Annotated in this window: 10 protein-coding genes; 6 read left to right on the top strand and 4 right to left on the bottom strand. The window is 63.0% G+C overall.

Annotation, left to right across the window (positions count from 1 at the left end):
* Positions 1–19: 19 nt before the first annotated feature.
* Together motB and motA are read right to left on the bottom strand one after the other, a co-directional pair.
* Positions 20–1057, bottom strand: a complete 1038-nt coding sequence (gene motB, locus AC4LFW_RS21530) for a flagellar motor protein MotB (protein WP_491821989.1) — start codon at positions 1055–1057, stop codon at positions 20–22.
* A gap of 8 nt (positions 1058–1065) precedes the next feature.
* Positions 1066–1917 carry a flagellar motor stator protein MotA gene (gene motA, locus AC4LFW_RS21525; protein WP_491821987.1) on the bottom strand — a complete coding sequence of 284 codons (852 nt, stop codon included), beginning with the start codon at positions 1915–1917 and terminating at the stop codon, positions 1066–1068.
* Positions 1918–2088: 171 nt separating this feature from the next.
* On the opposite strand from motA, the gene AC4LFW_RS21520 reads away from it, so the two are divergent.
* The 5 genes from AC4LFW_RS21520 to AC4LFW_RS21500 all read left to right on the top strand — a co-directional run bounded on the left by AC4LFW_RS21520 (position 2089) and on the right by AC4LFW_RS21500 (position 9474).
* Positions 2089–3603: an HDOD domain-containing protein gene (locus tag AC4LFW_RS21520; protein ID WP_491821985.1), complete on the top strand. Its 1515-nt coding sequence runs from the start codon at positions 2089–2091 to the stop codon at positions 3601–3603.
* A gap of 46 nt (positions 3604–3649) precedes the next feature.
* Positions 3650–4465, top strand: a complete 816-nt coding sequence (locus AC4LFW_RS21515) for a rhodanese-like domain-containing protein (RefSeq protein ID WP_491821983.1) — start codon at positions 3650–3652, stop codon at positions 4463–4465.
* Between the two features lie 11 nt (positions 4466–4476).
* Positions 4477–5400, top strand: a complete 924-nt coding sequence (asd, locus tag AC4LFW_RS21510; protein WP_491821981.1) for an archaetidylserine decarboxylase — start codon at positions 4477–4479, stop codon at positions 5398–5400.
* Between the two features lie 138 nt (positions 5401–5538).
* Positions 5539–7347: a cyclic-di-GMP receptor FimW-related protein gene (locus AC4LFW_RS21505; RefSeq protein WP_491821979.1), complete on the top strand. Its 1809-nt coding sequence runs from the start codon at positions 5539–5541 to the stop codon at positions 7345–7347.
* A 60-nt stretch (positions 7348–7407) separates the two neighbouring features.
* Positions 7408–9474 (top strand): EAL domain-containing protein, encoded by a 2067-nt coding sequence (locus AC4LFW_RS21500; protein ID WP_491821977.1) that lies wholly within the window; start codon positions 7408–7410, stop codon positions 9472–9474.
* A gap of 226 nt (positions 9475–9700) precedes the next feature.
* Here the strand turns inward: AC4LFW_RS21500 and serB are convergent, their stop codons facing one another.
* Complete coding sequence (gene serB / locus AC4LFW_RS21495) at positions 9701–10915, bottom strand: phosphoserine phosphatase SerB (protein ID WP_491821975.1); 1215 nt, start codon at positions 10913–10915, stop codon at positions 9701–9703.
* A gap of 200 nt (positions 10916–11115) precedes the next feature.
* On the opposite strand from serB, the gene AC4LFW_RS21490 reads away from it, so the two are divergent.
* On the top strand, positions 11116–12666 hold the full coding sequence (locus tag AC4LFW_RS21490; RefSeq protein ID WP_491821973.1) for an AhpA/YtjB family protein: 1551 nt from the start codon (positions 11116–11118) through the stop codon (positions 12664–12666).
* A 73-nt stretch (positions 12667–12739) separates the two neighbouring features.
* Here AC4LFW_RS21490 and AC4LFW_RS21485 read toward each other — a convergent pair whose 3' ends face one another.
* Positions 12740–13477 carry a PqiC family protein gene (locus AC4LFW_RS21485; RefSeq protein WP_491821971.1) on the bottom strand — a complete coding sequence of 246 codons (738 nt, stop codon included), beginning with the start codon at positions 13475–13477 and terminating at the stop codon, positions 12740–12742.
* Positions 13478–13483: the final 6 nt, after the last annotated feature.

Raw genomic sequence — 13483 nt, 5'->3', positions numbered from 1 at the left:
CCGTCAGGACCCGCGCGGCTCAGTTGCCACCAGGCTGGTCGAATTCGAGCACACCGTCTTCAAAGATGTTCAGCCGCTCGCGCAATTGCGCAGGCTGGAGCGGATCGCCCGAACCAGGAGCAGCGGCGGCCCCGGCAGGTGGCGCCACGCCGGAACCTCCCGCCTCGGCGGGCTCATTGGCGGCACCTGACTGCTCGCCTTCGATATCGCGTTGCGCCCGCTTGGTCAGGACGAGGATGTCGATACGGCGGTTGACCGGGTTCAGCGGATCTTCCCGGTCAAACAACGCTGACGAGGCATAGCCGACGACGCGGGCAAGCTGCTCCTCAGGATAGCCGCCGGCGACCAGCGCGCGACGAGCGGCGTTGGCACGCCCGGCCGACAGCTCCCAGTTGCCGAACTCGCCCCGTCCCGAATAGGGTTTGGCATCGGTGTGGCCGCTGATGCTGATCTTGTTGGGCACCGCGCGGATGGTATCGGCCATGGCCAGCAGGATGTCCTCGAAATAGGGCTGCAACTGTGCGCTACCCAGGGCGAACATCGGCCGGTTGGCCGCGTCCATGATCTGGATACGCAGGCCGTCCTGGGTGATCTCGAACAGGATCTGATCCTTGAAGCGCGTCAGCTCCGGGTTTTCATCAACCTTGTTCTGCAGTTCCTGCAGCAACAGATCGAGCCGCTCTCGGTCCAGCTGCTCGGCGAAGGTTTCCGCCTGCTCGGAGAACGTCTCGACCTGTTCGGCTTCAGGCTTCGCCTGGGTCTGCTGCTGCGCTGGATCGACCACGTCGTTGAGCGTGCGATCCGGTGCCGGGGTCGGTGTACCGCCCAGGTCGATCACGTAGGGGCTGGCACTTTCAGTAAAGCCGATGGGGTCCTGAAAGTAGCCGGAGATGGCCCGCTTCTGTTCGGGGGTGGCCGACGACATCAGCCACATCACCAGGAAGAACGCCATCATGGCCGTTGCGAAGTCGGCAAAGGCGATTTTCCAGGCGCCACCATGATGACCGGCAGCGACTTTCTTGACGCGCTTGACGATGATTGGTTGGGTATTATCCATGGTCGCGCTTAGCTGCCACGCATGGCTTGTTCAAGCTCGGCAAAGCTCGGGCGGTGCGCCGGGAAGAGCACCTTCCGACCGAACTCCACGGCCAGCGTCGGCGGCATGCCGGACGCAGACGCGACCAGGGTCGCCTTGATGCTTTCATAGAGGTTCAGCTCTTCCTTGGCGTCATGCTCGAGCGCCCCGGACAGGGGCCCGAAGAAACCATAGGAAGCGAGAATGCCGAGAAAGGTACCCACCAGTGCCGTGGCAACCTTTTCCCCGATCTCGGCGTTAGTAGCCGATGCCAGGATCGACATGGTGATCACGATGCCCAGCACCGCCGCCACGATACCCATCGCGGGCAGGCCATCGGCAATCTTGGCCACGGCATGGGAGGGGTGGTCGAGTTCCTCCTTCAGCCCGTTCAACTCCATGTCGAACAGTCCCTCCAGCTCGTGCGGAGCCATGTTGCCGGACGACATGATGCGCAGGTAGTCACAGACAAAAGCGGTCATCCGCTCGTCCTTGAGCACGGCCGGATACTTGCTGAAGATCGGGCTGGCCTTGGGGTCCTCGAGGTCGGCCTCGATCGCCATCATGCCTTCGCGACGGCTCTTGTTGAGGATCTCGTAGAGCATCCCCAGCACTTCCAGGTAGTACTTGTGGGTGAACCGCGAGCTGAACATCTGCAGCGACTTCTTGAACACGATCTTGGTCGTGCTGCCGGGGTTCGCCTGCAGGAACCCGCCCAGGGCAGCACCACCGATGATCATGACTTCGAAGGGGTGGATGAGCGCGCCGACCTTGCCACCGGAAAGGATGAACCCGCCGAGCACGCTGGCGATTACCACGATGATGCCGATTATCTTTGCCATAGGTAGGTACGTCTAAAACCTGATTTCGAGGCACCTGAAACGGGCCGTACAAGGGTGCACGGGCTCGAGCGGGGTCAGGTGAAAAGGCCAGATGAAAAGAATTGTTCTGGTTATCGGAACTTTTGCGCCAGACTAAAGGCCATCCCGATGAAATGCTAGTTCGGCGACATCATGACCACGACCCCGCTCCCCCGTACGCTTCCTGCCTGGATCAAGGTTCTGGACGCCGTAGCGCTGCCCGCTTTCGCCGAGCCCTACGGCCGCGTGCAGCGCGCCTTGCGCGACAGCAGCAAGTCGATGCGGCAGATTGCCGAGCTGATCCAGGAAAGCCCGGTACTGGCACTCAACGTCATTCGCGAAGCCAACCGGGACGCAGCCGCCGCCAACAAGCCGGCAGAAAGCCTGGAAGTGGCTCTCAGCCGCATCGGCCTCAAGCGTGCCGAAGCCCTGTTTCAGCGCATTCCCGCAGCGCAGACGGGGGACATACCCGCACCGCTCAGGCAGATGGTGCTGATCAGCCGACACGCCAGCCAGCAGGCCAACGGCCTGTTCGCCGCTCGCCTCGCCCGGCTCTGGCAGGAGATCCACTGGAGCAGCCTGCTGTTTCTCTCCCCGGTCTGGACACTGATTGCAGCCTATCCAGAGCTGCTCGAGGCCTGGGAACAGCGCGTACTGGTCAACGGGGAACCGGCCCGTCAGGTCGAGCAATCGCTGCTGGGCGTATCGCTGCTGGAACTCTGCGTGGCCCTGACCGAGCATTGGGCACTGCCCGGCTGGATTCCCCAGGGCTATCGCCTGCTCAGCGAAAACCGGCGCATGCTGATCAAGGCGCTGCATATCGCCCGCGACAATGAACATCCGCTGCACCAGCAGCAGATGCTGGACGCCAATCCGGACCTGCGCCGCTGGCTGACCCTGCCAAGCAATACCATCGTTCTTGCCAACGGCCTGGCGCTGTCCTCCCATCACAGCTGGAGCGGCATTCACAGCCTGCGCTGGCAGCGCCTCGCCGGGCTCTATCTGCAGGTGCCCCTGGCCGAGTTGCAGCAGATGGTGCATCAGCAAGCCGTCACCAGCGCCCAGTCGATTGGGCGAACCGATCTCTGGCATCCTGCACAGGGCCTGTTGTGGCCCTGGAACAGCCGATTCCAGACCGCCAGGCTGGCCAAGCCTCCCACGGCTGAAGCCTTGAGCGAATGGCGGGATCTCTGCCGAGAGCTGCTCAGCGAACGCACACCCTACGGCAACGTCATGCAGCTCACCGCCGCTGCCTGCAAGGCGGTGGCCAGCACCGGCATGCATCGCGTTCTGCTGATGCTGGTGGACCGCCGGCAGAATCGCCTGGTCGGTCAGCAGGCCCAAGGCTTGAGCGGGGAAGCAGCGAGGCTCACCCTCGTGCCGGACCAGAGCCAGGTCTTGCGTCGACTGCTGGACAGGCCCGGCTTGTTGAGGCTGACCCCGGACAATGCGGCGCAGTTCTCCGCGCAGCTGCCGGGCGGACTCAAGGCCCTGTTTCCAGGCGATCATGTGCTGCTGCGCTCCATCGCACATGAAGGCCGGGTGGTGATGCTGGTGGTGGCTGACCAGCAGAACATGCCATTCAGCGATGTCGGCCTGCAGGCCTTCAACAAGACCGCTCAGTGCATCGAGCGGGCGCTGGCTGCGTTCAGCAAGCGCGGGCGTTGAGCTTTTTCGCTAGACTCCGCTCTTTCACCACCGACAGAGGCTTGCCGTGTCCGCCTTCTCCAATCTGCCCCTGGTGATCGAGCCGGCCGACCTGGCCACACGCCTCGATGCACCCGAACTGATCCTTGTCGACCTGACCAGCGCTGCCCGCTACGCCGAGGGCCATCTGCCCGGCGCCCGCTTCGTGGACCCCAAACAGACCCAGTGCGGCCTGCCGCCGGCACCGGGACAGCTACCCGGCAAAGCGCAGCTGGAGGCGCTGTTCAGTGCCCTGGGGCATCGTCCCGATGCGGTCTACGTGGTCTATGACGATGAGGGCGGTGGCTGGGCAGGCCGTTTCATCTGGTTGCTGGATGTGATCGGTCACACGCATTACCACTATCTCAATGGCGGGCTGCACGCCTGGCTGGATGAGCAGCGCCCGCTGTCGACCGATGTACCCTCCCCCTCCGAGCGGCCACTGACGCTGCACCTGCATGATTCGCCGAGTGCTACCCGCGAGTACCTGCAGAGCCGTCTGGGTGCGGCCGATCTGGCTGTCTGGGATGCCCGCTCGCCGGAGGAATACCGTGGCCAGAAGGTCCTGGCGGCACGCGGCGGGCATATCCCCGGGGCAATCAATTTCGAATGGACGTCAGGCATGGACCCGGCGCGAGCACTGCGCATCCGCGAAGACATCGCCGAGCGTCTGCTTGGACTGGGGATCAGCCCCGACAAGGAAATCATCACCCACTGCCAGACGCATCACCGCTCCGGCTTTACCTACCTGCTGGCCAAGGCTCTGGGCTATCCCCGCGTGAAGGCTTATCCCGGTTCCTGGGGTGAATGGGGCAACCTGCCCGACACGCCGATCCAGCAATGAAAAGGTCAACCATGAAAGATCAGTTGTTCGTACTCAGCCAGTATCTGCTGCCACACCACCTCATTTCCCGTCTGGCTGGCTGCCTCGCCGAGTGCCGCCTGCCGTGGGTGAAGAACACCTTCATCAAGGCGTTCATTCGGCATTTCGGTGTACCGATGCATGAAGCTCAGATCGAAGAGCCGACCGCGTTCGAGCACTTCAACGCCTTCTTTACCCGTGCCTTGAAGGATGGAGCTCGTCCGCTCGACCAGACCCCGGGCGCAATCCTGAACCCCTGTGACGGCGCCATCAGTCAGCTCGGCAGGATCGAGCAAGGGCGGATCTTCCAGGCCAAGGGCCACAGCTACAGCGTTATGGAACTGCTGGGAGGCGACCATGAACGCGCCGCGCCGTTCATGGGGGGAGACTTCGCGACGGTGTACCTGTCTCCAAAGGATTACCACCGGGTGCACATGCCGCTCTCCGGAACGCTGCGCGAGATGGTCTACGTACCTGGCCGCATCTTTTCGGTGAATACGGTTACCGCCGAAGGCGTCCCCGAACTCTTTGCGCGCAACGAGCGGGTGGTTTGCCTGTTCGATACCGAGCGCGGGCCGATGGCGATGGTGCTGGTGGGCGCGATGATCGTCGCCAGTATCGAAACCGTCTGGGCCGGGCTGGTGACGCCACCCAAACGCACCCTCAGGACACAACGCTATGACGAGGCGGCCCGCGCGCCGATCCATCTCGAAAAAGGTGCCGAGATGGGCCGTTTCAAGCTGGGCTCGACGGTCATCCTCCTGTTTGGCCCTGACCAGGTCAGCTGGGCCGAACACCTCGCCGCGCTGACGCCGGTGCGCATGGGTGAGGGCCTGGGTCAGGCCAGGCTGGCCACGCCAGCGGCAGGAACCGACATCGATCCGCCACTTGCAGGTCCGGCGCCAACGGTCGGCTAGCACTGGCCAACGCCATCATGTTCGTTATGATGGCCACACCCAATCGCAAAACGCCATTATCCGGACAGCAGTCGACCATAAACACTGCTAGATTTTTGGAAGGCAAAGCGCCAGGGAACATGTAGCGGAGTGCGTAGTTTGGAAAATCAAGGTCAACCACTGCTGTTGCGCGTCCCGACGCCGGATTGCCAGGGGTTGTCCTTTTGCGAGCCCAGCGTCCGCGACCTCAAGCGCTGGGTATCGGGCCTGCCCAAGGCGAACCTCGGTGAAACCGCGCGCCGGCTGTACCAGGCGATGCAGGAACTCAACCAGCTGCGCACCCCGGCGCAGAACCGCCTGCAGTTGCTCGAGGTGTTGCGGCCTGAGATCCACTTCGTCTGCCGCCAGCTCGAACGCTATTTCATCAACCAGCCCATCGTACTCAGCGAAAAGCCACGCAAGGTCGCCAGCCTGTGCCAGGCGCTGCAGAATCACCTGGCCATCGGCTACAAGCTGATCATCATCGAGCTTGCGCCGCAAAGCGGTCGGGACAGGCTGCAGCTGCTGACCATATCGCTGCAGCGCGCCATTCACAGTCTCTGCGCCATCCTCACCCGCTCGACACAGCTGTACAGCCCGACGCCCGACGGTTTGTGGCTGGAGCTGCACCAGCTGTATCTCATCGCCATCGAACACGATGTTCAGCGTACTCAGGTACGTGACGAGCTGGCCTACCACGTCAAAGCGGTGAGTGCCGAACAGAGCTATGTCGTCGCACTGATGCTGGGCTGCGCCCGCTGCAACCAGATGCGCCAGCAGAACATTGCTCAGCTGGCGCACGTCCTGGAGCCCTGGAGCACGCTGGTACGCCTGCAGTCGGCGCAGCACGCGTCCAGCCTGTTCGGGATCTCCACGCGAGTCGACGGTCCGCCCCGCTATCGTTCCATGTTCAAGACCGAGGAGCTGCCAAGCCTGCTGGGCATCGATCCGCGCGGCCTGGTGCAGGCCATTCAGAAGCACCTGAACGCCAGCCCTGAAGCCCCGCGCGACCCTGCACTGGCCCTGCCGGATGGCTTGAGCACCGACCTGCTGCAGCACGTTGCGACGGCCTGGGGCGATGTGTCCGAGCGCAGCTTCCAGCGCACGGCGGCGCAGGGTCAGGTCAGCCTGTGCATCGGCATGAGCGCGCTGCACTATTACCTGTCCGGACAACGCCTGTTCAGCGATTTGCTGAAGCGCCCTGAGCCTACCCGCTCAGCGGTTTTCAAGCTGAACAACGCCACGCCGGACGTCTGGGCGACGGCGTTCGACGCGCTATCGGTGACCGACGATGACGGCCTGTTACCCAGTGAAAAGATAGAGTTCGTGAGTGCCAAGGACACCGGGAAAGCAGACGAGCCGGCGGAGGAAAGAAACCCTTTTCCCACCTTCGATGTGCAATTGGTGAACCACAGCCCTGGGGGCTTCTGCCTGTCATGGCCGGACGAGGTACCCAACCAGCTCCAGGCCGGCGAACTGCTCGGCCTTCAGGACGGCACCAGCCATAACTGGAGCGTCGCGGTCGTGCGCTGGGTGCGCCAGGTACGCGGCGGCGGTACGCAGATGGGCGTGGAGCTTATCGCTCCATACGCACAGCCATGCGGCCTGCGCCTGTTGCGCAAGGTGGATCAGGGCAGCGAATACCTGCGTGCCCTGCTGCTGCCGGAAATAAGCGTGATCTCGCGGCCGGCGACACTGATCGTGCCGCGCCTGCCGTTCCAGGAAGGGCAAAAGGTGCAGATCAACCAGAACGGTGACGAACACCGCGCCCTCCTCTGCCGCCGCAAGACTGGCACCAGCAGCTTCAACCAGTTCGAATACCAGCTGGTGGGGCTGGCACCCACCGCACAGGAGACACCGATCACAGGCAGGGCGAGCCAGACGGCTCCCGGGAGTGAAGACTTTGACTCACTCTGGAAGTCGCTGTAGATTGCGGCTCACCGTTATCTAGCCCTCCGCGCCCCTCTCCGGCGCCCCAAAGCTGCTGCCATGGCCCCGCAAAAAAAGACCATCCGCCTGCTGATCCTCGAAGACTCGCAGAATGAAGCCGAGCGCCTGGTCAGCCTGTTTCGCAATGCCGGCCAGGCGACACGCGTCCACCGGCTCACCTCCAGCGAAGACCTGGCCGATGCCCTTCAGCAGACCTGGGACCTGTTGATCAGCGCACCGGCCAGCGAAAATCTCGACCCGAGCGAAGCGATCGGCGCCATCCGTAAGCAAGCCAAGGACATTCCGGTCATTCAGCTGATCGACGGCAACGATGCCGACGCCATCACCGAAGCGCTCGCGCTGGGTGCACAGGGTGCGCTCCCCCAGGGCGAGGACGAATGGCTGATCCTGGTGGCCAATCGCGAGCTGGCCAACCTGGAAGAGCGCCGCGCCCGCCGTTCCGCCGAAGTGGCATTGCGCGAAGCCGAAAAGCGCTGCCAGCTGCTGCTGGAAAGCTCGGTCGACGCCATCGCCTATGTCCACGACGGCATGCACATCTACGCCAACCGCTCCTACCTGGAGCTGTTTGGCTATGAGGATGTCGACGAGCTGGAAGGGATGCCCATGATCGACCTGATCGCCTCCTGTGATCAGGGTGACTTCAAGGGCTTCCTGAGGAACTACCAGAGCCTGCAGGGCAGCGCCGAGCTGGTTTGCGGCGGCGTACGCGCCGATGGCGGCACCTTCAGGGCGAGCATGCATTTTTCACCGGCCAGCTACGATGGCGAGCCCTGCATACAGGTGGTGATTCGCGCCGAGAATGACAACGCCGAACTGGAAAAACTGCGGGAGATCAGCAGCCAGGATCTGGTGACCGGCCTGCACAACCGCAACCACTTTCTCGAACTGCTCGACGCTGCGGTCGAGCGCGCCGTCAACGCCGGCCAGGAAGCGAGCCTCGCCTACATCCGCGTGGACCGCTTTGCCAGTGTGCAAGCGGAAATCGGCCTCGGCGACTCGGACCGCCTGCTGGCGGAACTGGCGCAGCTGCTCCGTGGGCAGTTTCCTGAAACGGCACAGCTGGCTCGTTTCGGTGACGACGCCTTCGCCGTACTGTTGCCTGGCGCGGCGCCCGGCCAATGCGAGCGGCCGTTGACCGAACTGCTGCGAAAGGTTGAAGGCCACCTGTTCGACATTGGCGGTCGCACCGTACAAACCAGCCTGAGCATCGGCGTCGCTGCACTCGATGAAAAGACGGCCAAGGCCCGCGACGTCATTGACCGCGCACACCGCTGCGCTGAGGAACTCCCCGATGGCAATGCCCTGAGCATTCACAGCCCGGCCGGCGAACTTGCCGCTGCCGCCAACCGCGGCAGCATTGTCGCCATGCTCCAGCAGGCGCTCGAGAAGAACAGTTTCCGCCTGCTGTTCCAGCCCATCATCAGTCTTCGCGGCGACAGCCATGAGCACTACGAGGCGCTGCTGCGCCTGCTCGACCCACAAGGCCTCGAAGTGCCTCCCGGGGAATTTCTCGGCGCGGCGAAAGAAGCCGGGCTGGCCACCAAGATCGACCGCTGGGTCCTGCTCAACTCGATCAAGCTTCTGGCCGAACACCGCAGCAAGGGACATAGCACACGGCTTTTTGTCCACCTCTCGAGCGCCAGCATCCAGGACCCATCGCTGCTGGCCTGGCTCGGCGTCGCACTCAAGGCGTCGCGGCTGCCGCCCGACTCGCTGGTCTTCCAGCTCGACGAGAGCGACGCCGTCGCCTACCTGAAGCAGGCCAAGGCCCTGACCCAGGGGCTCGCCGGGCTGGGTTGCCGCTGCGCGCTGAGCCAGTTCGGCTGCATCCTCAATCCGTTCAATACGCTCAAGCATCTGAGCGCAGACTTCGTCAAGATCGACGGTTCCTATACCCAGGACCTGAGCCGACAGGAGAATCAGGACACCCTGAAACAGCTGCTGGCCGACCTGCATGAACAGGCCAAACAGACAGTCGTGCCCTTTGTCGACAGCGCGACGGTCCTCGCCACGCTATGGCAGGCCGGCGTCGGTTATATCCAGGGACAGTATCTGCAGGGCCCAAGCCAGTCGATGGATTACAACTTTTCGTCGGATGAAGAGTAGCTGGAAGCTGGAAGCTGGAAGCTGGAAGCTGGAAGCTGGAAAAGCCTGCGGGCTGTTAGCCTGGAGTCAAGCCGGCCTCTGAAAAAGCCGGCGTTCGGTAAACATGCCTACAGCTCAACAGCTCAACAGCTCAACAGCTCAACAGCTCAACAGCTCAACAGCTCAACAGCTCAACAGCTCAACAGCTTCAAGCTTCAAGCTTCAAGCTTCAAGCTTCAAGCTGCATTTAGTCCGATCCTTCGCGATCACGGAACCCGAGCAGGTAGAGGATCCCGTCCAGCCCCAGCGTGGAAATCGCCTGTTTGGCCGACTGTTTGACCAGGGGCTTGGCGCGAAACGCGACACCCAACCCGGCCAGGCCGAGCATGGGCAGATCATTGGCGCCGTCGCCGACAGCAATGGTCTGCTCCAGGCGCAGGCCCTCCCTGTCGGCCAGCTCCCGCAGCAGATCCGCCTTGCGCTGCGCATCGACGATGGGCTCCTGCGCGACTCCGGTCAGCTTGCCATCGACGATCTCCAGCTCGTTGGCATAGACATAATCGATACCCAGCCGCGCCTGCAGCTGCCGGGCAAAATAGGTAAATCCACCCGACAGGATCGCCGTCTTGTAGCCCAGGCGCTTCAGCTCGGCGAACAGCACCTCGGCGCCTTCGGTCAGTCGCAGGCGGGCCCCGACCTCGGCAAGCACGCTTTCCTGCAAGCCTTCGAGCAACGCCAGGCGCTCCTTGAAGCTGGCCCTAAAATCCAGCTCGCCACGCATGGCACGTTCGGTGATTTCCGAAACCTGGTCGCCCACACCCGCCGCCTTGGCCAGTTCGTCGATGACTTCCGCTTCGATCAGCGTCGAGTCCATGTCGAACACGGCGAGTCTTCGATTGCGGCGAAACACCGAGTCGCGCTGGAAGGCGATGTCGACGTTCAGCTCCTGCGCCACACTAAGAAACTCGGCGCGCAGCGCGGCAGTATCGGCCGGCTCGCCGCGTACCGAGAATTCGATGCACCCCTTGCCCAACTCCTCGGGCATGTCCAGCGGCTGGCGCCCGGAGAGCCTGTCGATGTGGTCGATGTTGAGCCCGTACTTGGCCGTGATCGAACTGACGCGCTGCAGCTGCTCGGCGGTGACCTTGCGGGTCAGGAGCGTGACGATGTGCCGGGGCTTGCCCTGACCGCTGACCCATTGCTGATAGTCTTCTTCGGCAACGGGGGTGAAGCGCACCTGCTGATCATGCTTGTAGCCCATGAACAGCACATCCTTGAGCACCGACGAGGCCCCTGTGGTATTCGGTATTTCCACCAGGATGCCAAACGACAGGGTGTCGTGGATTACCGCCTGACCTATGTCTAGGATGTTCACGCCCCCTTGGGCAAGCACGCCGGTGATGGCCGCAGTCAACCCGGGGCGATCTTCCCCGGTGATATTGATCAGGACGATTTCGCGCAAGGCGCAGCTCCCATGGCAATGAAGGCGAGCATTCTACAACAGCCGCCCCATCGCCTGGCTGCTGCTCGCCACGCTTTGGCCTCTGTCGCGCCGCCGTGCCATTTCAGGCCAGTAATTCATCAGCTTTGAACGGCAGACCTTCAGCCCCTACCACGCTTTCCGTATACTGCGCGGCACTTCCCTCAAGAGAGCCGATCGCTGTGAACCGGCCCGCATCCGTCAAACCCGACAATTTCTTCCTGCTGATCTACCGGGCCCTTCGCCAGCGACGCGTGCCCCTGGTGCTGCGCGTGGCAAGCCATACCTTGCTGCTGGTCGCCCTTGCGCTGATCATCTATGCCTGGGTCATGGGCATGCAGTTCAAGCACGCCATGGAGCAACAGGCCGACGCGCTGGGTCAGAGCCTGATCACCCAGACAGCAGCTTCGGCCACCGATCTGCTGGTGGCCAATGACAATCTCAGCCTCAACGTGCTGTTGAGCAATCTGGTGAAGAACCCGCTGGTGGCTCACGCGGCGATCTACAGCGTCGACAACCGGGTGCTGGCAGAGTCTGGTTCGCGTCCACAGCGAAATCTGCTGGGCGACGAGGAAGGCCTCTATTCCACCCCCATCAGCTTCCAGGAAGTTATCGCCGGCCACCTGCGTATCAGCCTCGACATGCAACAGTTCCAGCAGCCGATGACCATCAGCCTGCAGAGCATGGGCCTGCTCAGTCTGATTCTTCTGGCGCTGACCCTGATCCTCAGCATGCGCCTTGGGCGTCAACTCTCGCTGCCGCTGATGCAGCTGCGCCTGTGGCTGCGCGACCCGGACGATCCGGCCCCCGGCTCCGGACGGCAGGATGAGATCGGTGATCTCGCACGCCAGCTTCAGGCGCGCCTGGTACCGGAAGAACCCGAGCCGGAGATCGAGCTGGATGAAAGCCTGCAGGATCTTTATTCGGCACACCTCGATGTACCCGTTGCGACCCGCGAAAGCTACGAGCACCCAGAAGTCGACTTCACGGACCAGCTCGACGACGACCGGGACGCGTACGAGGGCAGCCAAACCGACGCTCAACAGTCCAGCTCGTCTCGCGTCCGAGACGGCATCGAAGCAGACCCGCTGGCCGAGACGGAACCCCGCCATCGCTCAACGCCTGTGATACCGCTCGGGCAACCAGCGGCAGCGGCCGGTAAGACCGGGGTGCTGGCGATTCAGCTTGGCGCCCAGGAACAGCTGCGACGGTTGCCCCGACCACGGCTGACCGAGCTCCTGCAACGCTACCGCGACTGCCTGCAGCAAGCCGCAACCCTGTATCAGGCTGAGCTCCACACACTTGCCGATGGCAGCAGCCTGATGCTTTTCCATAGCCAGGATGACGAGCAGAACTACCTGACTCACGCCGTCTGCTGCGGCGAACTGATGCGCGCCCTGGGCCATGCCCTGCAGATCGACGTGGCCGATAGCGGCATCACCCTGCACCTGCAGCTCGGACTCACCCAGGGCGAAGGCCTGTACGACCTGAGCCAGGGCGATCTGCTGCTTAGCGAACCGGCACAGGCGGCCCTGGCGATGTCTCAGCACAGCCGCAACCTGCTGCTGATCGATCGCGCCATTGGCGAGGACCAGCTGATCAGCCAACGCGCACGCGTGCGTCCAATAGCCAGCCCAGAAGGCGCCTGCTGCGTCGAACGGCTACTTGATCCCTATCCTTCACTGCTCGAACGCCAGCTGGCGCGCATGCACGAGCTGCGCAACCGCAATTAAAGGCACCCGAATAAAAAACGCCGACCACCTCAGGGGTGATCGGCGTTTCTGTGTTGCTCAGCGGCGATGAGGGTCAGAAGCGAAACACTTCCATTTCTGTCCTGATCGGCTCAGTTGCAGGCACTGCGGGCGTGGCAGGTTCCGGCTCCACCGGAGGCGCCTTGACGATGTTGCGCCTGGCCGTCGCCCTTGCCAGCAACACCGGTTCGATGGACGAAGCCATCAGTTCGCTCAAACGCTGCAGCAACAGACTTTGCGCGCGGACCTGGTCGCTGGCGGAGCCTTGGTGTTCTTCCTGCAGGCTCACCAGACGACTGGCCCGCCGCTTGCCTTGTTTGTCGAGCAGACGCCATTGAGCCTCCAGCACGGCAGGGTGTTGCGGCCCGGAATCCAGTCGGGTGATCTCGACTTCTACCTGCACGTCAGGAACAAACCCCTTGCTGCCCGGGCTCAGCTCAAGGCTCTGGGTTTTCAGGCGCCAGGCGAGTTGCCGCAGCAGCAGCTGATCGATATCGCCCTGCAGGCTACCGGCCCAACGAGCCCGCTGACCATCTGCAGCCAGGCTGCCATCCGGCAGACGCTGGAGCAAGGCGTCTCGCTGAAGGTAATCGGCGAGCACTACAGGCCCCAGGAGCACTGCAGCGCCATTGGCCTGCGCAGGCACCTGCGCGGCCCCATTATCAAGGCGATACATGGGTGTTGGTTGCAGGCTGATACAGCCTGTAAGGCTGGCGCATGCCAGCAACAGAACAGTCGTGAAGCGCAGCACGTTTCTCTCTACCTTTGCAGCGGACCCTGGCGATGGCTTCATGAAGGA

This window comes from Stutzerimonas sp. C6.4V (assembly GCF_058536345.1).
Note: the sequence above shows the minus strand (reverse complement) of the source record. Positions and strands in the feature narration are given on the sequence as shown.

Excerpts from the sequence above, each read along its gene's own strand:
- AC4LFW_RS21500 (WP_491821977.1), top strand. The coding sequence starts at position 7,408 with ATGGCCCCGCAAAAAAAGACCATCCGCCTGCTGATCCTCGAAGACTCG.
- motB (WP_491821989.1), bottom strand. The coding sequence starts at position 1,057 with ATGGATAATACCCAACCAATCATCGTCAAGCGCGTCAAGAAAGTCGCT.
- asd (WP_491821981.1), top strand. The coding sequence starts at position 4,477 with ATGAAAGATCAGTTGTTCGTACTCAGCCAGTATCTGCTGCCACACCAC.
- AC4LFW_RS21485 (WP_491821971.1), bottom strand. The coding sequence starts at position 13,477 with ATGAAGCCATCGCCAGGGTCCGCTGCAAAGGTAGAGAGAAACGTGCTG.
- AC4LFW_RS21520 (WP_491821985.1), top strand. The coding sequence starts at position 2,089 with ATGACCACGACCCCGCTCCCCCGTACGCTTCCTGCCTGGATCAAGGTT.
- motA (WP_491821987.1), bottom strand. The coding sequence starts at position 1,917 with ATGGCAAAGATAATCGGCATCATCGTGGTAATCGCCAGCGTGCTCGGC.